Source organism: Rhodospirillaceae bacterium, assembly GCA_002728255.1.
Taxonomy (GTDB): Bacteria; Pseudomonadota; Alphaproteobacteria; order UBA7887; family UBA7887.
The window spans coordinates 41556-57639 of record PBWV01000043.1; the positions used below are offsets into that span (position 1 = coordinate 41556).

Genomic DNA, 16084 nt, shown 5'->3' on the forward strand with positions numbered 1-16084 from the left:
GGGCCCCCAAAAGGCGGTATAAAAATCTCATGTTCAACCTCAGCAGTGAGTACTACTTTTTCTCTTCTGTGTTGTCTGAATGGCTAGCATCTAGGGCCATTAATTATTTAGGGTGTGGTCAACTTACCGGCTTGTAGGTTACGATTCAATGCGTGAAGATATCTATGTATAAATCTAAGGCGTTATGATCCGATTGGATGCTAATATGAAGGGAGAAACTCCCACCACTGTTGCCCTGGTTGGTTTGATGGGAGCCGGGAAAAGTGCGATTGGACGGCGCCTCGCATCACGTTTGACCGTTCCTTTCTTTGATTCTGATGCTGAAATCGAGGCTGAGACAGGGATGACTATTGCAGAAATGTTCGAGCAAGAGGGTGAGGCGGCGTTTCGCGTTGTAGAGCGGGCGGCAATTAAGCGATTATTATCTGGGCCGACACATGTTTTGGCTACAGGGGGGGGTGCATTTATCGAAACCGAAACACGAGCGGAATTGAGGGGGCGGGTCATTACGGTTTGGTTGCGGGCTGATCTAGAGGTTCTTTTTCGTCGTGTTTGCCGAAAAAATGACAGACCATTGTTAAAACAAAAGAACCCCAAGCAGGTTTTAGCGGATCTGGTTAAAGTACGTTATCCACTCTATGCCTTGGCTGATATCACCGTGGATAGTAATGATCGGCCCCATGAGGAGGTTGTAGATAGAATTATTGATCGACTGACAGTTGTTGGGTCGCCTCTAGTCGGTAGATTAGGGAAAAATCAACAGGGGGCGGAGCTATGAGCGGCTTTACCAAAGTTTCCGTTCATCCTGACGGAGGGGCTTATGAAATTCTCGTGGGCGCTGATATTATACGCGCCTCTGGTCAACAAATTGCCAATGTGCTGGGTCAACGGCGGATTTTTGTCATCACTGATGAAAACATCGCCAACTTATATAAAACTCAGTTAGAAGGTAGCCTGACTGGGGCAGGCCATGAGGTGACAACTGTCGTGGTTGCTCCTGGGGAAGGTTCTAAAGATTTTAGTTCATTGGAACAGGTCCTAGGGGACCTGCTTAGGCAGGGGATAACTAGAAATTGCGTTATAGTTGCCTTTGGCGGGGGGGTCGTCGGCGATTTGGCAGGTTTTGCGGCGAGTATAATCCTACGCGGAATAGATTATGTGCAGATACCGACTACGCTGTTGTCGCAGGTAGATAGCTCTGTGGGAGGTAAAACTGCAGTTAATACTAATTTGGGCAAAAATTTAGTTGGGACTTTTTACCAGCCTAAACTTGTGCTTGTGGACCCGGGCCTCTTAAAGAGCCTTCCTTTGAGGGAGTTGAGAGCGGGTTATGGTGAGGTGATCAAATATGGCTTATTGAGTGACGCGCCTTTATTTGAATGGTTGGAAGTTAATGGTGGGGATGTACTCCGGGTGGATGCAGAGGCTTGTCGGTATGTGATAACAGAGTGTTGCCAAATTAAGGCGGAGATTGTGAGCAACGATGAACGGGAGAAGAACTCTAGAATGCTTCTGAATTTGGGGCATACTTTCGGGCATGCTATGGAGGCCGACCTTGGGTATGATAACAGGTTGCTCCATGGAGAGGCTGTGGCTATTGGGAGTATTATTGCTTTGGAGACCTCTGCTAGATTAGGGTTTTGTGAAGCAGCCGTTCCCGTCCGTGTTCGTCGACATTTCCAATCGCTCGGTTTACCCGTGAGTCCGCCAAAGCTGAAGGATCATAGGTGGGTGCCTGAGAATTTGTTGAAACATATGGCGCGAGATAAAAAGGTGGTAGGGGGCAAGCAAATCTTGATCTTGGTGCGATCTATCGGAAATGCATTCGTTTATGAAGAAGCGACTAGGGAGATATTGGCTCAGTCTTGGGAAGAGCGCCTTGGAGGTGGATGAGTGCATGTGTGGAAATATTCATGTGGAGACGGGCATGTCCTCCTCATTTGCTGAGATATTCGGAAGTATTAGGTGTCTTGTAGACCCCTTCAACTTGAGATTTTTGGTATGGATATTGTACTAACACTAGCCGCTATTATGGTCCTTGTGGTGTTGTCGGCCTTCTTTTCTGGCTCTGAGACGGCCCTGACTGCAGCAAGGAGGTCGCGAATCCATCAATTAGAGATGGAAGGGGATAGGCGGGCAAGTCTCGCGGCGCGACTAATTGCTCGGCGTGAGAGGCTAATTGGCGCCGTTTTGCTGGGTAATAACTTAGTGAACATCTTGGCTTCAGCTCTGGCTGCAGGAGTTATGATTCACTATGTGGGAGATGCTGGTATAGCCTATGCAACAATAGCAATGACAGTTGTCGTTGTTATTTTTGCGGAGGTCTTACCGAAGACTTACGCTATTCGGCGGGCAGACAAAACGGCCTTGCTGGTGGCGCCTTTTCTGCGGCCAATAGTTGCGGCTCTAGCCCCTATTACTCTTACAATTCAACTTTTGGTTTTGCAGTTGCTGCGTGTATTAGGGGCCCACAGGGAAGAGCCCTGGAACCAATCCCTAGCGGATGAAATTCGAGGCATGATAGACTATCAGTCTCGTGAGGGGACCATGCGTAAGCACTATAGAGATATGCTGAAAAGCGTACTTGATCTGGCTGAGGTGGAAGTGGGTGAGGTCATCGTCCATCGTCGAGATATGGTAGCTCTTAATGCTGATTCGCCACCGGAGGCTTTGGTAAAGGAGGTGCTTGATGGCAGTCATACTCGCTTTCCCGTGTGGAAGGGAAATCCAGACAACATACAGGGTATACTGCATGCAAAGAGTTTGTTACGGGAAGTTGATAAGCTGAAGGGAGACGTAGAAACTCTTAAAGTTTTAGAGCTTTGCGCTGAGCCATGGTTTGTCCCGGGAAAGACCAGTTTGGCGGACCAACTAGCGGCTTTCAGGGCGAAGCGTAGCCACTTTGCGCTGGTCGTTGATGAATATGGTGCATTGCTTGGTATGGTTACTCTCGATGACATTTTGGAGGAGATCGTTGGAGATATTGCAGATGAGAACTCCATTGGCTCACCTCACTTTGCGCCCCCCATTGCGCAGGTGGAGTCTGATTTGGACGGCTCCTTTATTTTGGATGGTGTTACCACAATAAGAAACTTGAACCGGGCAATGGAGTGGTCGCTACCTGATTCTGACGCGGCGACATTGGCTGGCCTAGTAATTCATGAGGCAAAGCGAATCCCACGACCCGGCCAGGTATTTCTTTTCTTTGACTTTCGTTTTGAAATTCTTCAAAGAAAGGGGAACCGAATAACGAGGTTAAGGGTCTCCCCCAGTCCTCATAAGGTGGCAATATAGAGGTCTCTTGGAAAAAAACTTAGGTCTCGTCGGGTGCGGAGGCCGTAATTGATAGAGCGTGGATAGGCCCTTGCAAAAGCTCGTCAAGGGCCTCATGTACTGCTCGTTGACGGTCCAGTCTACTAAGGCTGGAAAATTCTTTTGCCTTAATGCTAATCCGAAAATGCGACTCACCCCCACTTGGTGCGCTCGCATGGCCTACATGCATATGGGATTCATCGTCAATGACTAGCTGAACGGGATTAAATCGTTTTTGAAGAATCTTTCTTATTTCTTTCCCTACGGATCCCAAATTTTTCACGAGACTGCTTCCTATTAATGCAAAATTAAACTGTGTTAGGTGGAATTTTTTAAGTGTATATCGTATGTGCGGTGGCTTGCTAGTATTTACTAACTAACGCATATTAGGGAGATGGGAAGGACCGAGATCAATAATCGATTAGGTGTGCAGGAGAGAAGTGAGCCAGACCCGGGACGGCGGGTTTGTGAGTGGCCTGAGTGTCATTCGGAAGGCGAGTTTAGGGCACCCCGATCACGGACAGACCTAAGAAATTTCCGCTGGTTTTGCCTCGACCATGTGCGTGTTTACAATCAAAGTTGGGACTATTTTGCTGGGTTGGACCCAAAGGAGATAGAGGACGTTTTGAAGCGAGATACTGTTTGGGATAGGCCGACATGGCCACTAGGAATAGGTCCCGGTCTCGCGGGGTTTGGGGATCCATTTGATCTACTTGGAGAGGGTCACGAGGCAAGGGTACGTCCCCATACTCCTCGTGATGCAGCACTGGCTGTCTTGGGCCTGGATTATTCGGCTTCGGCAGAGGACATCAAAATCCGCTATAAGTCTTTAGCAAAAAAACACCATCCAGATGCTAATAATGGTAGTAAAAATTCAGAGAAGAAGTTTATTGCTCTGAAAGAAGCTTACAATCTTTTGACCCGAAATCCGGAAAACTGAGTTAAATTTTCTCATTAACGATAGGATATTAGTTGTATGGCCAACACTAAAAATTTTGACGTGTCAAAATCTGTACATTCGCGCCGGCCTGATATTGAGGTATCCGCACGTGAGGTGTTCGGTATTGATAGTGACTTAAAAGTTCCAGGATTTTCCGAGGCAAACGAGTATGTACCTGTGCGGGATGAGACTTACAGGTTTGATAAGGAGACTACCTTGGCAATTCTTGCGGGTTTTGCATTTAACCGGCGGGTCTTAATTCAGGGGTACCATGGAACAGGGAAATCAACCCACATAGAACAAGTCGCAGCTCGCTTAAATTGGCCTTGTGTTCGCATCAATTTAGATAGTCATATCAGCCGCATAGATTTGATAGGTAAAGATGCGATAGTGGTACGGGATGGGAAACAGGTGACTGAATTCCGAGAGGGTATGCTTCCTTGGGCATTACAATCCTCCACGGCTCTAGTTTTCGATGAATACGATGCCGGGAGACCTGATGTAATGTTTGTAATCCAACGTGTCTTGGAGGTGGACGGTAGAATGACATTACTGGATCAAAATCGTATTATTCATCCTGACCCTTCATTCCGTCTATTTGCCACTTCGAATACGATTGGTCTTGGGGACACCACAGGTCTTTACCATGGGACCCAGCAAATAAACCAAGGGCAAATGGATAGATGGAATATTGTCGCGACATTAAATTATCTGCCACATTCCCAGGAAGTAGAGATTGTTAAAGCCAAGATTGATTCCTATAACACAGCGGAGGGTGAGAAAATCGTTTCGGCTATGGTAGATGTTGCCAGTCTTACACGCTCTGGGTTTATGAATGGTGACATTTCGACAGTTATGTCCCCGAGAACGGTGATTACTTGGGCGGAAAATTCCCAGATATTTGGAGACGTAGCTTTTGGTTTTCGGGCTACCTTCCTTAACAAGTGTGATGAAATGGAAAGAGCGTTGATCGCTGAATATTATCAGCGGTGCATGGGTGAGGAGTTGCCAGAGTCAGCAGTTTCTGCTGCCCTAGCTTAGGTAGCTTCTGTGTCTGACAAGAGAGAAGAGAGGGCGGAGAATTTTAAGCGGGCAGTTGCCGGCGCTGTGCGAGCCATCGCTGGTGTGGAAGAATTAAATGTCGGTTTCAGTGCGAGTCCGGGGGGAAGTACTAATGAGAATGCGCAGTTGCCCATGCCGCCAAGAGAGCCAGCCGCGGAAGACTTAACCCAAGTTCGGGGGGCAGGTGATTCGCTTGCTTTGCGGCTTAAATATCACGATGAAAAGCTACACTCAGCAAGAAGACCTCCGGGTCAAACAGCGCGCGCTTTATACGATGCTATTGAGCAAGTGCGATGTGAATCTTTGGGCTCTCGCCGACTAAAGGGTGTCGCAAAGAATCTAGAAGCTATGATTGATGCACAATATCGTAAGAAAGGCTTTGATCAGGTTAGTGAGCGGGATCAGGCTCCGGTCGTTGAGGCAGTGCGAATGTTAGTGCGGGAAAAGCTTACTGGACAACGGCCACCTCCAGCGGCTGATAGCTTAGTGGCACTTTGGCGACCATGGGTGGAGTCAAAAGTGGGGTCTGATTTTGGGGATTTGGCTGATGCTGTAGAAACTCAGACGGACTTTTCTAAGCTCTCGAGGCGATTAATTTCCCATCTAGAGTTTGCTGAGGAAGATGAGAATGAGGCAGATATAGAGTCTGGTGCTGAGGATGAGTCAGACGAACAAGATACTTTGGAAAGTGAAGGCGAGGATGAAGGTTCTGACACTGAGGGATTGGAGAGTATGGAGAGTGATTCTTCAGAGACGTCTGATTCGGATGGTATTGAGAGTGATGACCTGGATACAGATATGTCGGAGGATGGTGATCTCGTAGATGGTGATGACGCTGATAACTCTGAAGACCCTTGGTCACCTTCCCATGATTTGGGACAGGGCGGGCCTAGGTATCATACCTATGCAGAGGAATATGATGAAATTGTGTCTGCCGCCGAACTATGCGCTGACGAAGAATTGTCCCGATTACGGACTCATTTAGATCAGCAACTCACAAGCTTGCAAGGTGTCATTACTCGTCTCGCCAACCGCCTGCAACGGCGCCTTTTGGCAAAGCAGACGCGGTCTTGGTTATTTGACTTGGACGAGGGATTGTTGGATACAGCGAGACTGGCAAGGGTGGTTGCTAACCCAACCTATCCACTTTCATATAAGTTTGAGAAAGAGACCTCCTTTCGAGATACTGTTGTCACATTATTATTAGATAATTCAGGTTCGATGCGCGGGAGACCCATTACTGTCGCTGCGATGAGCGCGGATATCTTGGCACGGACCCTGGAACGATGTGGTGTTAAAGTTGAGATATTAGGTTTCACCACTAGGGCGTGGAAGGGGGGGCGTGCCAGGGAGCAGTGGTTGGCGGACGGAAAGCCTTCGGGTCCGGGGCGGCTGAATGAACTTCGCCATATTATATACAAACCCGCAGATAGTCCCTATCGCAGGGCGCGAAAGAATCTCGGTCTTATGCTCAGAGAGGGTCTACTAAAAGAAAACATTGATGGGGAAGCCCTCCTATGGGCGCATGAGCGTCTGCTTGGGCGACCTGAGCAGCGCCGCATATTAATGGTGATTTCCGACGGTGCGCCCGTGGATGATTCAACATTGTCTGTGAATTCGGGTAATTATCTAGATCACCACTTGAGAAAAGTAATCGAATGGATTGAAAGATCGTCTCCAGTTGAGCTTTTGGCTATTGGTATCGGCCATGACGTCACCCGCTATTATAAGCGCGCTGTAACCATTGTAGACGCAGAGCAGCTTGGGGGAACTATGACGGATAAGTTGGCAGAGCTTTTTGATGATGAAGAGCTTCTTCCTAGACGGAAGAGAAACGATCGAAGAAATGTGGCTGCCTAACGCTCTCCCTGCGCTAAAAAAAAATCGGCCAACCGCATTTATCGTGGCTTGGACTCTTTCGAGTTTTTTTACATCGGGCGATATTTCCAGTTGGAGTGAGCCATTGTCCGTGGAGGTGGTGCCATTAAATGTGGATGTTGGGGCCCGGATCGTTGGGCCCGCTGGGGCCTTGGTATACCGCGGTGGTGTGGAACTTACCTCAGAAGACCCCCGTTTTGGCGGTTGGTCTGGGCTGCTTGCGGGTGAGAAAGGGAGGCGAATGTTGGCTATTTCTGACAACGGTTGGTGGTTGCAGGGGAAATTAATTTACAACGAACGGGGTGATTTGGCTGGTGTCCAGGAGGTATCCATTTTGCCAATGCGATCATTGGAGCCAAGTGTCAATTTCACATTAGATGCTGAAGCCTTAATTCAGACTGGCGATGGCGGCCTTATCGTAGCTTATGAGAGGCAACACCGGATTTGGTCATATAGAGATGTGTGGAGTAATCCAACACCCATAAGCATGGGGGGAATGCTCTCTAAATTACCCTTAAACTCAGGAATTGAAGCTCTTGTTTTGATCGCGCCGGGAGAGCTATTGGCTATCACGGAGACGGGAACAGTGGAAAGTAATTTTGCAGCATTTCATAAAACGGAAGGTGGAATTTCTCGGGTTGAATATCCCTACCATAGTTATTTTCGCCCAAGTGATGCTGTGCGGATAGCGTCAAACAGTTTGCTGGTATTAGAGCGTGGCTATAATAAGCAAGCAGGAGTAGGCGCGCGTCTAGTGTTAGTCCAGGCGCGGGCACCTATTGGAAACTTTGAGATAACTGGAGATGTGGTGGTGGAGCTTGGCTCGCCCATACCGTTGGATAATTTTGAAGGTTTGGCAATCGTCTCACGTCCATCTTCGCCCGCCCAGATATATCTACTGTCAGATGATAATTATAGCAGTTCCCAACGAACTTTGTTGATGATGTTTGACTTGGAAATGTGGCGTTGAATCAGTTCTCTCAAACAGGCTAACTTGCTGCCGTCTTCATGATTTGCCGTTTTACCCTTCGTGCTTTCAGTGAAAGAAGATTATCCGAAGCTTTAGCAAGAAACGGGTCTAGGCCACCCCTATGTTCCACAGACCGAATGGCATAAGCGGTCGCTCGGAACTTAAAGGTCTTTTTCAGTGCGTCGCTGTAAAGTGATACGGATTGAAGGTTTGGTAGGAAGCGACGCCTAGTCCTATTGTTAGCGTGGCTTACATTGTTGCCACTCTGTACACCTTTTCCGGTCAGTTCACATTGCCGTGTCATTGTTGGGTTTCCAGCTGGTTAATCTATTAAAATCTGTTTAATTTAGGGTCCGGGCCAGAGTTCTAGGTGACTACCTGCGTTAGGTCAAGTTCTTCTTGATGAACGCATCTAAAATAAGCCTGGATCCCGCTCTGGCTGTAATCTTGCGGGTAGCCACGCGTTCTTCTAGGTCTCGGAAGATATCGGCTAACTCGGGGTGTGTTCGGATGTTCTGGCTTATAGTAGCCATGATGTCCGACCATAGCCACGAAACCGCTTGTTCATTTCGACGTTGGTTAATGGTGTCGTCCTCTAAAATAGTTCTGTGATATTTTTTTATCAGCTCACAGATCTGATCTATATTAGTGTGTAACAGGGCGGAACATGTTGCCACAGGGGTAACCCAGTTTGGGTAAAGAGGTCTAGATAGTGCCAGGGCATTTTTATAGTCAGATTGAGCTTGGTGAGCAGATTCTAATAGTGGGCCATCAGCCTTAGTTACTATCAAGAGGTCAGCCATTTCGACCACGCCTCTCTTGATCCCTTGTAGGTCATCCCCACCAGCTGGTTGGACGAGAAGAATAAACATATCCACCATGTCTCTTACAGTAACCTCCGATTGTCCTACGCCAACCGTTTCTACAATTACCACGTCGAACCCAGATGCCTCGCAGAGAAGGATTGCTTCTCTTGTGTTGGGCGAAACTCCGCCAAGCATCCCCCTGCTAGGTGTGCTTCTTATGAAGGATTTAGGGTTCGTTGATAATTTTGGCATTCGAGTTTTGTCCCCAAGAATGGAGCCGCCACTTTTACTGCTGGAAGGGTCGATGGTCAGCACCGCGACACTATGCCCTTTCTCAATAAGAGCAGTGCCAGTGGTTTCAATAAAGGTAGACTTGCCGACGCCAGGTGTTCCTGTGATCCCTAATCGAATAGAATTTCCCGTAGCAGGAAATACCGATGTTATTAGTTGGTCTGCTAATTTCTGATGATCTTCTCTGGACGACTCCACCAGAGTTATTGCTTGTGCCAGCAATCTTCGGTCACTCTTCAGCACCCCAGCTTTGAGGGCACTTATATTTTTATTCATGTCATCGATCATGAATTGCGACCTTCGCTGGGTGTATAATCACGCTTTTGGATATTTTACTCTTGGTTGTTTAACTTAGGGGCCATTAATTCAAGAATTTCTACTGCTGCTTTGGGTATATTTGTTGCTGTCCCATAGATCGCGGCCACGCCAGTTGATTTCAGGAAGTCGTGATCCTGAATTGGTATTACTCCACCGCAAATTACTAGTACATTTTTGGCATTTAACTCGTGAAGGGCTGAGGTGAGGGCTGGTACTAGGGTATTGTGCCCACCTGCTTGGCTTGAAACACCTACGATGTGAACATCGGCCTCAATCGCCTGCACGGCGGCCTCTTCAGGAGTCTGAAATAAGGGGGCTATATCTACATCGAAGCCGATATCTGCAAAAGCTGTCGCGATTACTCTTGCGCCCCTGTCATGTCCGTCCTGGCCCAATTTCACAACAAGCATCCGAGGTCTCCGTCCTTCTCTGTTGGCAAACTCTGTGACCTTTTCTTGGACGGTTCGGAACTCAGCATCTTTCTCGTACGCGGCTTTGTATACCCCAGTCACACTATTAATCCTTGCTTCATGCCTAGTAAAACTCTTCTCTAACGCGGACGAAACCTCGCCTACTGTCGCCCGTTCTCTCATGGCAGTTATAGTCAATTCTAGGAGATTCTCATCTCCATTAGTTGCTGCATCGGTTAAGCGACTGAGTGCGTCATGGCATTTTTCTGAGTTTCTCTTCGACTTAACTCTGTTAAGGCGCTCTAACTGTGCGGCCAGAACCTCGCCATTATCGACTTCCAGAATATCTAAGGGGGTGGGTGAATCAGGTTGGTATTTGTTTACACCTACCACAACTTGTTCGCCTCGCTCGATGCGTGTTTGTCGTAATGTTGCCGCTTCTTCGATTTTTTTCTTGGGAATGCCAGCCGCCACTGCTGCCGTCATTCCTCCCGCGTCCTCAATTTCTTTAATCAGTTGCCTCGCATGTTTGATCATACTAGCGGTTAGGGATTCTATAAAATAGCTTCCGCCTAGTGGATCGATCACATCGGTCAGTCCTGCTTCCTCTTGCAAGATGAGTTGGGTATTTCTAGCTACTCGAGCAGAAAATGGTGTCGGTAAGGCGACAGCCTCATCAAATGAGTTTGTGTGCAGTGACTGCGTGCCTCCTAAGGCGCCGGCCATTGCCTCCACCGTAGTTCGGACGATATTGTTGTACGCATCCTGCTCGGTCAGGCTAACGCCAGATGTCTGGCAATGTGTTCTTAAAGCATAGCTAAGCGGATTTTTAGGGGAGAACTCTTTCATTAATTCTGCCCAAAGGACTCGTGCGGCGCGTAGTTTAGCAATTTCCATAAAAAAATTCATGCCCAAACAAAAAAAGAATGATAATCGTGGGGCAAACTCATCTATTTCAAGACCTCGGCCTAGGGCGGCGCGAACGTATTCGAGGCCATCTGCTAGAGTGAAGGCAAGTTCTTGAATTACAGTAGCTCCGGCCTCCTGCATATGATAGCCCGAAATGGAGATAGAGTTAAACCGTGGCATTTTTTGTGAGGAGTATTGAATTATATCTGCGACGATTCTCATGCTCGGGTCTGGTGGATAGATATAGGTGTTTCGAACCATAAATTCTTTGAGAATATCATTTTGTATAGTCCCTGTGAGTGCCGCTTGGTCAACTCCTTGTTCCTCGGCAGATACTATATAAGCCGCAAGGACCGGGAGGACGGCGCCATTCATGGTCATGGAGACGCTCATCTGAGATAAGGGAATATCGGCAAACAAGATCTTCATGTCTTCCACTGTATCTATAGCCACGCCAGCTTTTCCGACATCACCAACGACCCGGGGGTGGTCAGAGTCGTAGCCTCTGTGTGTTGCCAGATCAAATGCAACAGAAAGAGCTCTTTGACCAGCCTTTAGATTTTCACGATAAAACTTATTTGATTCTTCCGCGGTGGAAAAGCCGGCGTATTGACGCACAGTCCAGGGCCGCCCAGCATACATAGTAGCGCGTGGGCCTCTGAGGAACGGTGGCAGACCAGGTAGAGTGTTTAGGTGTTGAATCTTTTCTAAATCCTGGGCTGTGTACAGTGGCTTAAGCGAAATTCCCTCCGGTGTATGGCGGATCAGGTCCTCGTGAGAGCGACCTTTCAGATCTTTTTTCACCTGGGCTTCCCAGCTTTCCAGGTCGGATTTGTAGTTACTAGTCATTCTGGCGTTGCATTCTCAAAGGTTCATCGCGATATTTAGAACGGAGTTTTTGCATTGTAGCTCTTTTGAGTAAAGCAGCATAGTATGGGAAACACATAGTCCAGGAGAAGAAGTGTTGGATATACACCCCCAATTACAGTCCCTATTAGAACAATTAGGGTCGGCAGGCTACCCCGATCAAACGCAAGTTAGTCCAACTGAAGCCAGGAAAATAACCGATGATCGGGCTAGGAGATTCTATGGGCCTAGTGACGATGTAGGTTCGATAGCGGATATAATGATACCCTCATCTCCCCAAGATTTGTCAGCAAGGGTATACACTCCGAGCGGCAAGGGGCCGTTTCCCATTCTGGTATATTTCCATGGGGGTGGATGGGTTTTGGGGAGTCTGGATAGTGCGGATAGGGGCGCCCGAGGTGTCACGTGTTCGGCAGGTTGCATAACTGTTTCGGTAGATTATAGGCTTGCCCCTGAAAATCCATTTCCTGCTGCGGCTAATGATTGTGTGTCTGCTTTGAACTGGATTGTTAGAAATGCGGCTGATTTTGATGGTGATCCAAGTCGGGTTGCTGTAGGAGGTGACAGCGCCGGGGGTAATTTGGCAGCGGCGGTTGCGATAGAGGCCCGTGAGGCCGGACCGGACTTATTATTTCAGCTGTTAATTTATCCAGTAGTGGATTCCGATTTGACCAGAGAATCCTATAAAAAATTTGCTAATGCTCCTATGTTGCCTGGTCACAGGATGAAGTATTTTTGGGATCAATACGTTCCTAATGTAGGGGACAGAAGTGACTGGCGTTGTTCGCCACTTCGGGCCAGTGATCATTCAGGCTTGCCGCCGGCGCTGATAATAGCGGCAGGCCTTGACCCACTGTTGGACGAGGGTAAGGAATATGCAAAAAAACTTTTGAAAGCGGGTGTCGAGGTGAATTATGAGGTTTTCCCTCGGATGACTCATGCTTTCTTTCAGGCTCCGGGATTGTTAGACGACGCGCGTGTGGCTTCTAATAAGGCGGGCTTCCATTTACGAAAGGCATTTAATTGATCTGTCGAAAAAGATTTGGTTGAGATCAATCCGTCGAGCCGTGCGCCTTTGTAAGGGAGTGATAGAGGGACCTTCATCCTTACCTAAGACGTGTGTAAGCCATTAATTATGGCCGCTCCTGTGAGCTTTTCTATTTTTTACCAAATAAACAGGGGGACTGCATAGGTGGGGATAATGCCTGCCTCCCCACAATGGGTCCGGAATGCCTTAGGTATTGGCATATCCCCCTCTGAAATGCCAAACTTTGTGGCAGTGACGCCGCCTACTACCAGAGTAGTAGCTATACCAAATTCGTTTGCACCTTTGATGTCCGTCTCTAGTGTATCTCCAATGGCCACGATACTATGCTTGGGAAGATTGCCTAATCGTTCGAAAAGGATGGAATAGATATCCTGGTGAGGTTTTCCAAAATATAGGATCTGCCCCCCGAGATTCTTATAATGGTCGGCTAATGCTCCGGCGCATAGGAGCTGCTCCCCAGTTTGCCGCACTACCACTTGGTCAGGATTTGTGCAGATCATGAGGAGTTTTTGTTCCAGAGCTTGATCAAAAAGTTTGTTATACATTTCAGGATGGTCAGTGCTTTCCCATGGTCCCGTAACAAGCAAAAAGTTGCTGGTTTTCAGGTTTGATGACTCGGTATAGTCCAGGCCCTCCAGCAATCCACGATCACGGTCTGGTCCAATATAGAAATACGTGTTTCCAAGCTTCGCGATATGTGGGTCGCTGCGCGCCGATAGGGCGAGACGGGTTGCTTCTCCTGACGAAAGAACATCGTCGTATAGCGTTGGGGGTATCCCAATCGAGTTCAATTTTTCGCCTACTAGATGGGCTTGCCGCGGGGCGTTGGAAAGCAGGATAATTTTCTTTCCGCAGTTTCGCAGGTTTTCTAAACAGTAAGCAGCCCCCGGGTAGGGGTCCAAGCCATCCATTAATACACCCCAGATATCAAGGATGAAAACTTCGTACGCTTTGGCAAGAGAGGCAATTCCCTCTATAAATTTTGTATTCATTGATAGTCCTGACGCAGGTATTGCAATTGTGAAAGCGAACCATTTGGCCATGGCCTTATATTGATTGTTTCCTTTTAATACTTAGAGACGTCAACGCCAATGGCAGATGTAATGTTTGGGAACCCATCCCTTTTTATGTATGCAGAGAGTGTCGATTTTATCTCTTCTATTAGTTCAGGGCCTTTGTAAATAAGGGCCGTGTATAACTGAATGATGCTAGCTCCAGCGCGTATTTTTTTATAGGCATCCTGTCCGGAAGCCACACCACCTATTCCGATGAGTGCTATATCCCCGTTCACCCGCTTATACATATCTGCCAATATTTGGGTTGATCGTTCAAACAGCGGTTGTCCGCTCAATCCACCGCTTTCCGCACGATTTTTGCCTATTAGGGAAGCGGGACGATCTAGGGTTGTATTAGATATCAATAATCCATCTACCTTGCACTTTATCGCGACGGCTGCAATATCTGCGCGAGATTGCCGATCTAGATCAGGGGCCAGCTTAATTAATAGGGGCACATTTTGGCCGGCATTACTTGTTAGGCCTGCTCTTTTATCCTGCAGCGTAGAAATTAATGTATGAAGGTTTTCTTTACTTTGCCATGCGCGTAATCCAGGTGTGTTTGGCGATGATATGTTCACAACCAGGTAATCGACTAATGGGGCAAGCTTTGTTAAGCAGGTGCGATAATCATCAAGTGGATTTTCGCTATTTCTGTTGGGACCTATATTAGCTCCAATTATCCCTTTGTAGGGACGGATTCGGGAAAGTCTTCGGGCAGCTATTTCGAGTCCTTCGTTATTGAATCCTAACCGGTTTATTACTGCGCCATCTTCGGGCAGACGAAACAAACGCGGTCGCGTGTTTCCTTTTTGGGCCTTCGGTGTAATAGTCCCAACTTCAACTGATCCAAAACCTTGTTTAAGGAGGGTGTTTACTCCCCTGGCGTTTTTATCAAAACCAGCAGCAAGACCCACTGGATTAGCGAAATGGAGACCAAAGCATGTTTGGGAAAGAGCGGCTGCGCTTGGCGATGGATTATTTGGACCCAGGCCAAATTCGAGAGCTTTAATAGCCAGAGCATGGGCGATCTCTGGAGGCAATCGTGATAGTATTGATCGGGCGAGATTTAGCTTTGTCATTGTTATCGATTATTTGTCCCACCTGAGTGAGCTATATTTTGTTTCAGCGACGGACTGGCTATTATGATCCACTTGGGTGGTAATTTCAAAAATTGATCGGAGTAAAATGAGCACTACTGGTAATCGGATAGGCTTGATTGTTGGTTTGTTTCTCGTCGGAGTGCTCTTGTATAGTGCTTACTGGTACCAATTAGCGCGTTCAGCAGCAAAATTCGTGCACGAATATACAGAGGCTTTGCGTAGCGAGAGAATTGAAGCAAATTTTAGTCAAATTAATATCTCTGGTTATCCTTATCGTCTGGAAGTTAGTTTGGATGACATTAAAGCTCATTTTGCTACCGATCTAAATCATGTGGCTCTGGTTATACCAAACGTAAAGTTGACGGCACACCCTTGGGGTCTTGACCACTGGGTTGGGGTTGCTCGTGCTCCGTTCCAGACCATGATTAGGCGGGGGGAGGCAGGATTGGGAATGGAAGTAGGTGACAGTAGGGCTAGCCTAGTCGTTGGTGAGCAGAAGCGGACCACGCGTTTTTCTTTGGAAATGAATGATGTAGTGTTCCGGCCTGTCTTGGGCCAGGCCTTCGCTGCATTGGATCAACTCCAGGTGCACTTCCGCAGTCCACCACTAGGACATCTATCGCGTGATATTGGTGTTTTGGCAGATGACGTGAGTATCAGAAATATTGGCACCACTCAGCAATCTTTTGACATAGACGGCGTAGTAATGGAGGCAAAATTGTCAGGCCCAACGTTTGTCGGGTGGGATGTCGCTTCGCTGGACAGGTGGCGCGCTAGCGGCGGCATAGTTGAAATTCATAATTTACAACTATCGGCGGGTAACTTAGGAGTGGCGTTCTCTGGCACGATTTCCCTGGATGCCTTGTTTCGCCCAATCGGTGCAGGCACAGTTGTAATTGATGGTTATAGAGAGGTTCTGGAAACTTTTTATAGCAGTGGATTAATTAATAATGTGGCTAAGGCAGCCGCCACTCTTACTCTAGACTTACTTTCGACTGCGTCAGACGAAACTGGTCAGAGGTCTGTGGAGGCACCCATTTCCCTACAGGAGGGTGTTTTAAGTGTAGGGCCCGTGCCTTTGATAGAAGTTAGGCCACTTATAATCCCTTAGGTAA

At 47.7% G+C, this 16084-nt stretch carries 15 protein-coding genes; 9 read left to right on the forward strand and 6 right to left on the reverse strand.

The features are described from left to right. Window positions 1-205 precede the first annotated feature (205 nt). From CMM32_10675 to CMM32_10685, 3 genes are all read left to right on the forward strand, one after another. A complete protein-coding gene (locus CMM32_10675) occupies window positions 206-778 on the forward strand; it encodes a shikimate kinase (GenBank protein ID MBT07357.1) in 573 nt (190 codons plus the stop codon). After that, window positions 775-1893 (forward strand): 3-dehydroquinate synthase, encoded by a 1119-nt coding sequence (locus tag CMM32_10680; GenBank protein MBT07358.1) that lies wholly within the window; start codon window positions 775-777, stop codon window positions 1891-1893. Before CMM32_10675 ends, CMM32_10680 begins: the two co-directional genes overlap by 4 nt. A 108-nt stretch (window positions 1894-2001) precedes the next feature. Then, window positions 2002-3294 carry a hypothetical protein gene (locus CMM32_10685; GenBank protein MBT07359.1) on the forward strand — a complete coding sequence of 431 codons (1293 nt, stop codon included), beginning with the start codon at window positions 2002-2004 and terminating at the stop codon, window positions 3292-3294. A gap of 19 nt (window positions 3295-3313) precedes the next feature. Here the strand turns inward: CMM32_10685 and CMM32_10690 are convergent, their stop codons facing one another. Beyond that, the gene (locus CMM32_10690) at window positions 3314-3565 is read right to left on the reverse strand and encodes a BolA family transcriptional regulator (GenBank protein MBT07360.1); all 252 of its coding nucleotides are present in this window, start codon (window positions 3563-3565) and stop codon (window positions 3314-3316) included. 141 nt (window positions 3566-3706) lie between these two features. Here CMM32_10690 and CMM32_10695 point away from each other — a divergent pair, with 141 nt between their 5' ends. From CMM32_10695 to CMM32_10710, 4 genes are read left to right on the forward strand one after another with little or no spacing between them, the layout of a single operon-like run. Continuing rightward, on the forward strand, window positions 3707-4252 hold the full coding sequence (locus CMM32_10695) for a molecular chaperone DnaJ (protein ID MBT07361.1): 546 nt from the start codon (window positions 3707-3709) through the stop codon (window positions 4250-4252). 36 nt (window positions 4253-4288) lie between these two features. Then, window positions 4289-5293 (forward strand): cobaltochelatase subunit CobS, encoded by a 1005-nt coding sequence (gene cobS / locus CMM32_10700; GenBank protein MBT07362.1) that lies wholly within the window; start codon window positions 4289-4291, stop codon window positions 5291-5293. A gap of 9 nt (window positions 5294-5302) precedes the next feature. Then, a complete protein-coding gene (gene cobT, locus CMM32_10705) occupies window positions 5303-7174 on the forward strand; it encodes a cobaltochelatase subunit CobT (protein MBT07363.1) in 1872 nt (623 codons plus the stop codon). Continuing rightward, window positions 7116-8162 (forward strand): hypothetical protein, encoded by a 1047-nt coding sequence (locus CMM32_10710; GenBank protein MBT07364.1) that lies wholly within the window; start codon window positions 7116-7118, stop codon window positions 8160-8162. Before cobT ends, CMM32_10710 begins: the two co-directional genes overlap by 59 nt. Before the next feature lie 19 nt (window positions 8163-8181). Here the strand turns inward: CMM32_10710 and CMM32_10715 are convergent, their stop codons facing one another. The 3 genes from CMM32_10715 to CMM32_10725 form a co-directional block, all read right to left on the reverse strand. Continuing rightward, on the reverse strand, window positions 8182-8466 hold the full coding sequence (locus CMM32_10715; GenBank protein MBT07365.1) for a 50S ribosomal protein L28: 285 nt from the start codon (window positions 8464-8466) through the stop codon (window positions 8182-8184). 79 nt (window positions 8467-8545) lie between these two features. Then, entirely contained in the window at window positions 8546-9535 is a 990-nt protein-coding gene (locus tag CMM32_10720) for a methylmalonyl Co-A mutase-associated GTPase MeaB (GenBank protein ID MBT07366.1), read from the reverse strand. Between the two features lie 56 nt (window positions 9536-9591). Next, window positions 9592-11745 carry a methylmalonyl-CoA mutase gene (locus CMM32_10725; GenBank protein MBT07367.1) on the reverse strand — a complete coding sequence of 718 codons (2154 nt, stop codon included), beginning with the start codon at window positions 11743-11745 and terminating at the stop codon, window positions 9592-9594. A gap of 112 nt (window positions 11746-11857) precedes the next feature. On the opposite strand from CMM32_10725, the gene CMM32_10730 reads away from it, so the two are divergent. Further along, window positions 11858-12790: a lipase gene (locus CMM32_10730; GenBank protein MBT07368.1), complete on the forward strand. Its 933-nt coding sequence runs from the start codon at window positions 11858-11860 to the stop codon at window positions 12788-12790. A gap of 137 nt (window positions 12791-12927) precedes the next feature. Here CMM32_10730 and CMM32_10735 read toward each other — a convergent pair whose 3' ends face one another. Next, window positions 12928-13854 carry a TIGR01459 family HAD-type hydrolase gene (locus CMM32_10735; GenBank protein ID MBT07369.1) on the reverse strand — a complete coding sequence of 309 codons (927 nt, stop codon included), beginning with the start codon at window positions 13852-13854 and terminating at the stop codon, window positions 12928-12930. A 23-nt stretch (window positions 13855-13877) separates the two neighbouring features. Continuing rightward, window positions 13878-14948: a dihydroorotate dehydrogenase (quinone) gene (locus CMM32_10740; protein ID MBT07370.1), complete on the reverse strand. Its 1071-nt coding sequence runs from the start codon at window positions 14946-14948 to the stop codon at window positions 13878-13880. A 106-nt stretch (window positions 14949-15054) separates the two neighbouring features. On the opposite strand from CMM32_10740, the gene CMM32_10745 reads away from it, so the two are divergent. Further along, the gene (locus tag CMM32_10745) at window positions 15055-16080 is read left to right on the forward strand and encodes a hypothetical protein (GenBank protein ID MBT07371.1); all 1026 of its coding nucleotides are present in this window, start codon (window positions 15055-15057) and stop codon (window positions 16078-16080) included. The last annotated feature ends 4 nt before the right edge of the window (window positions 16081-16084 follow it).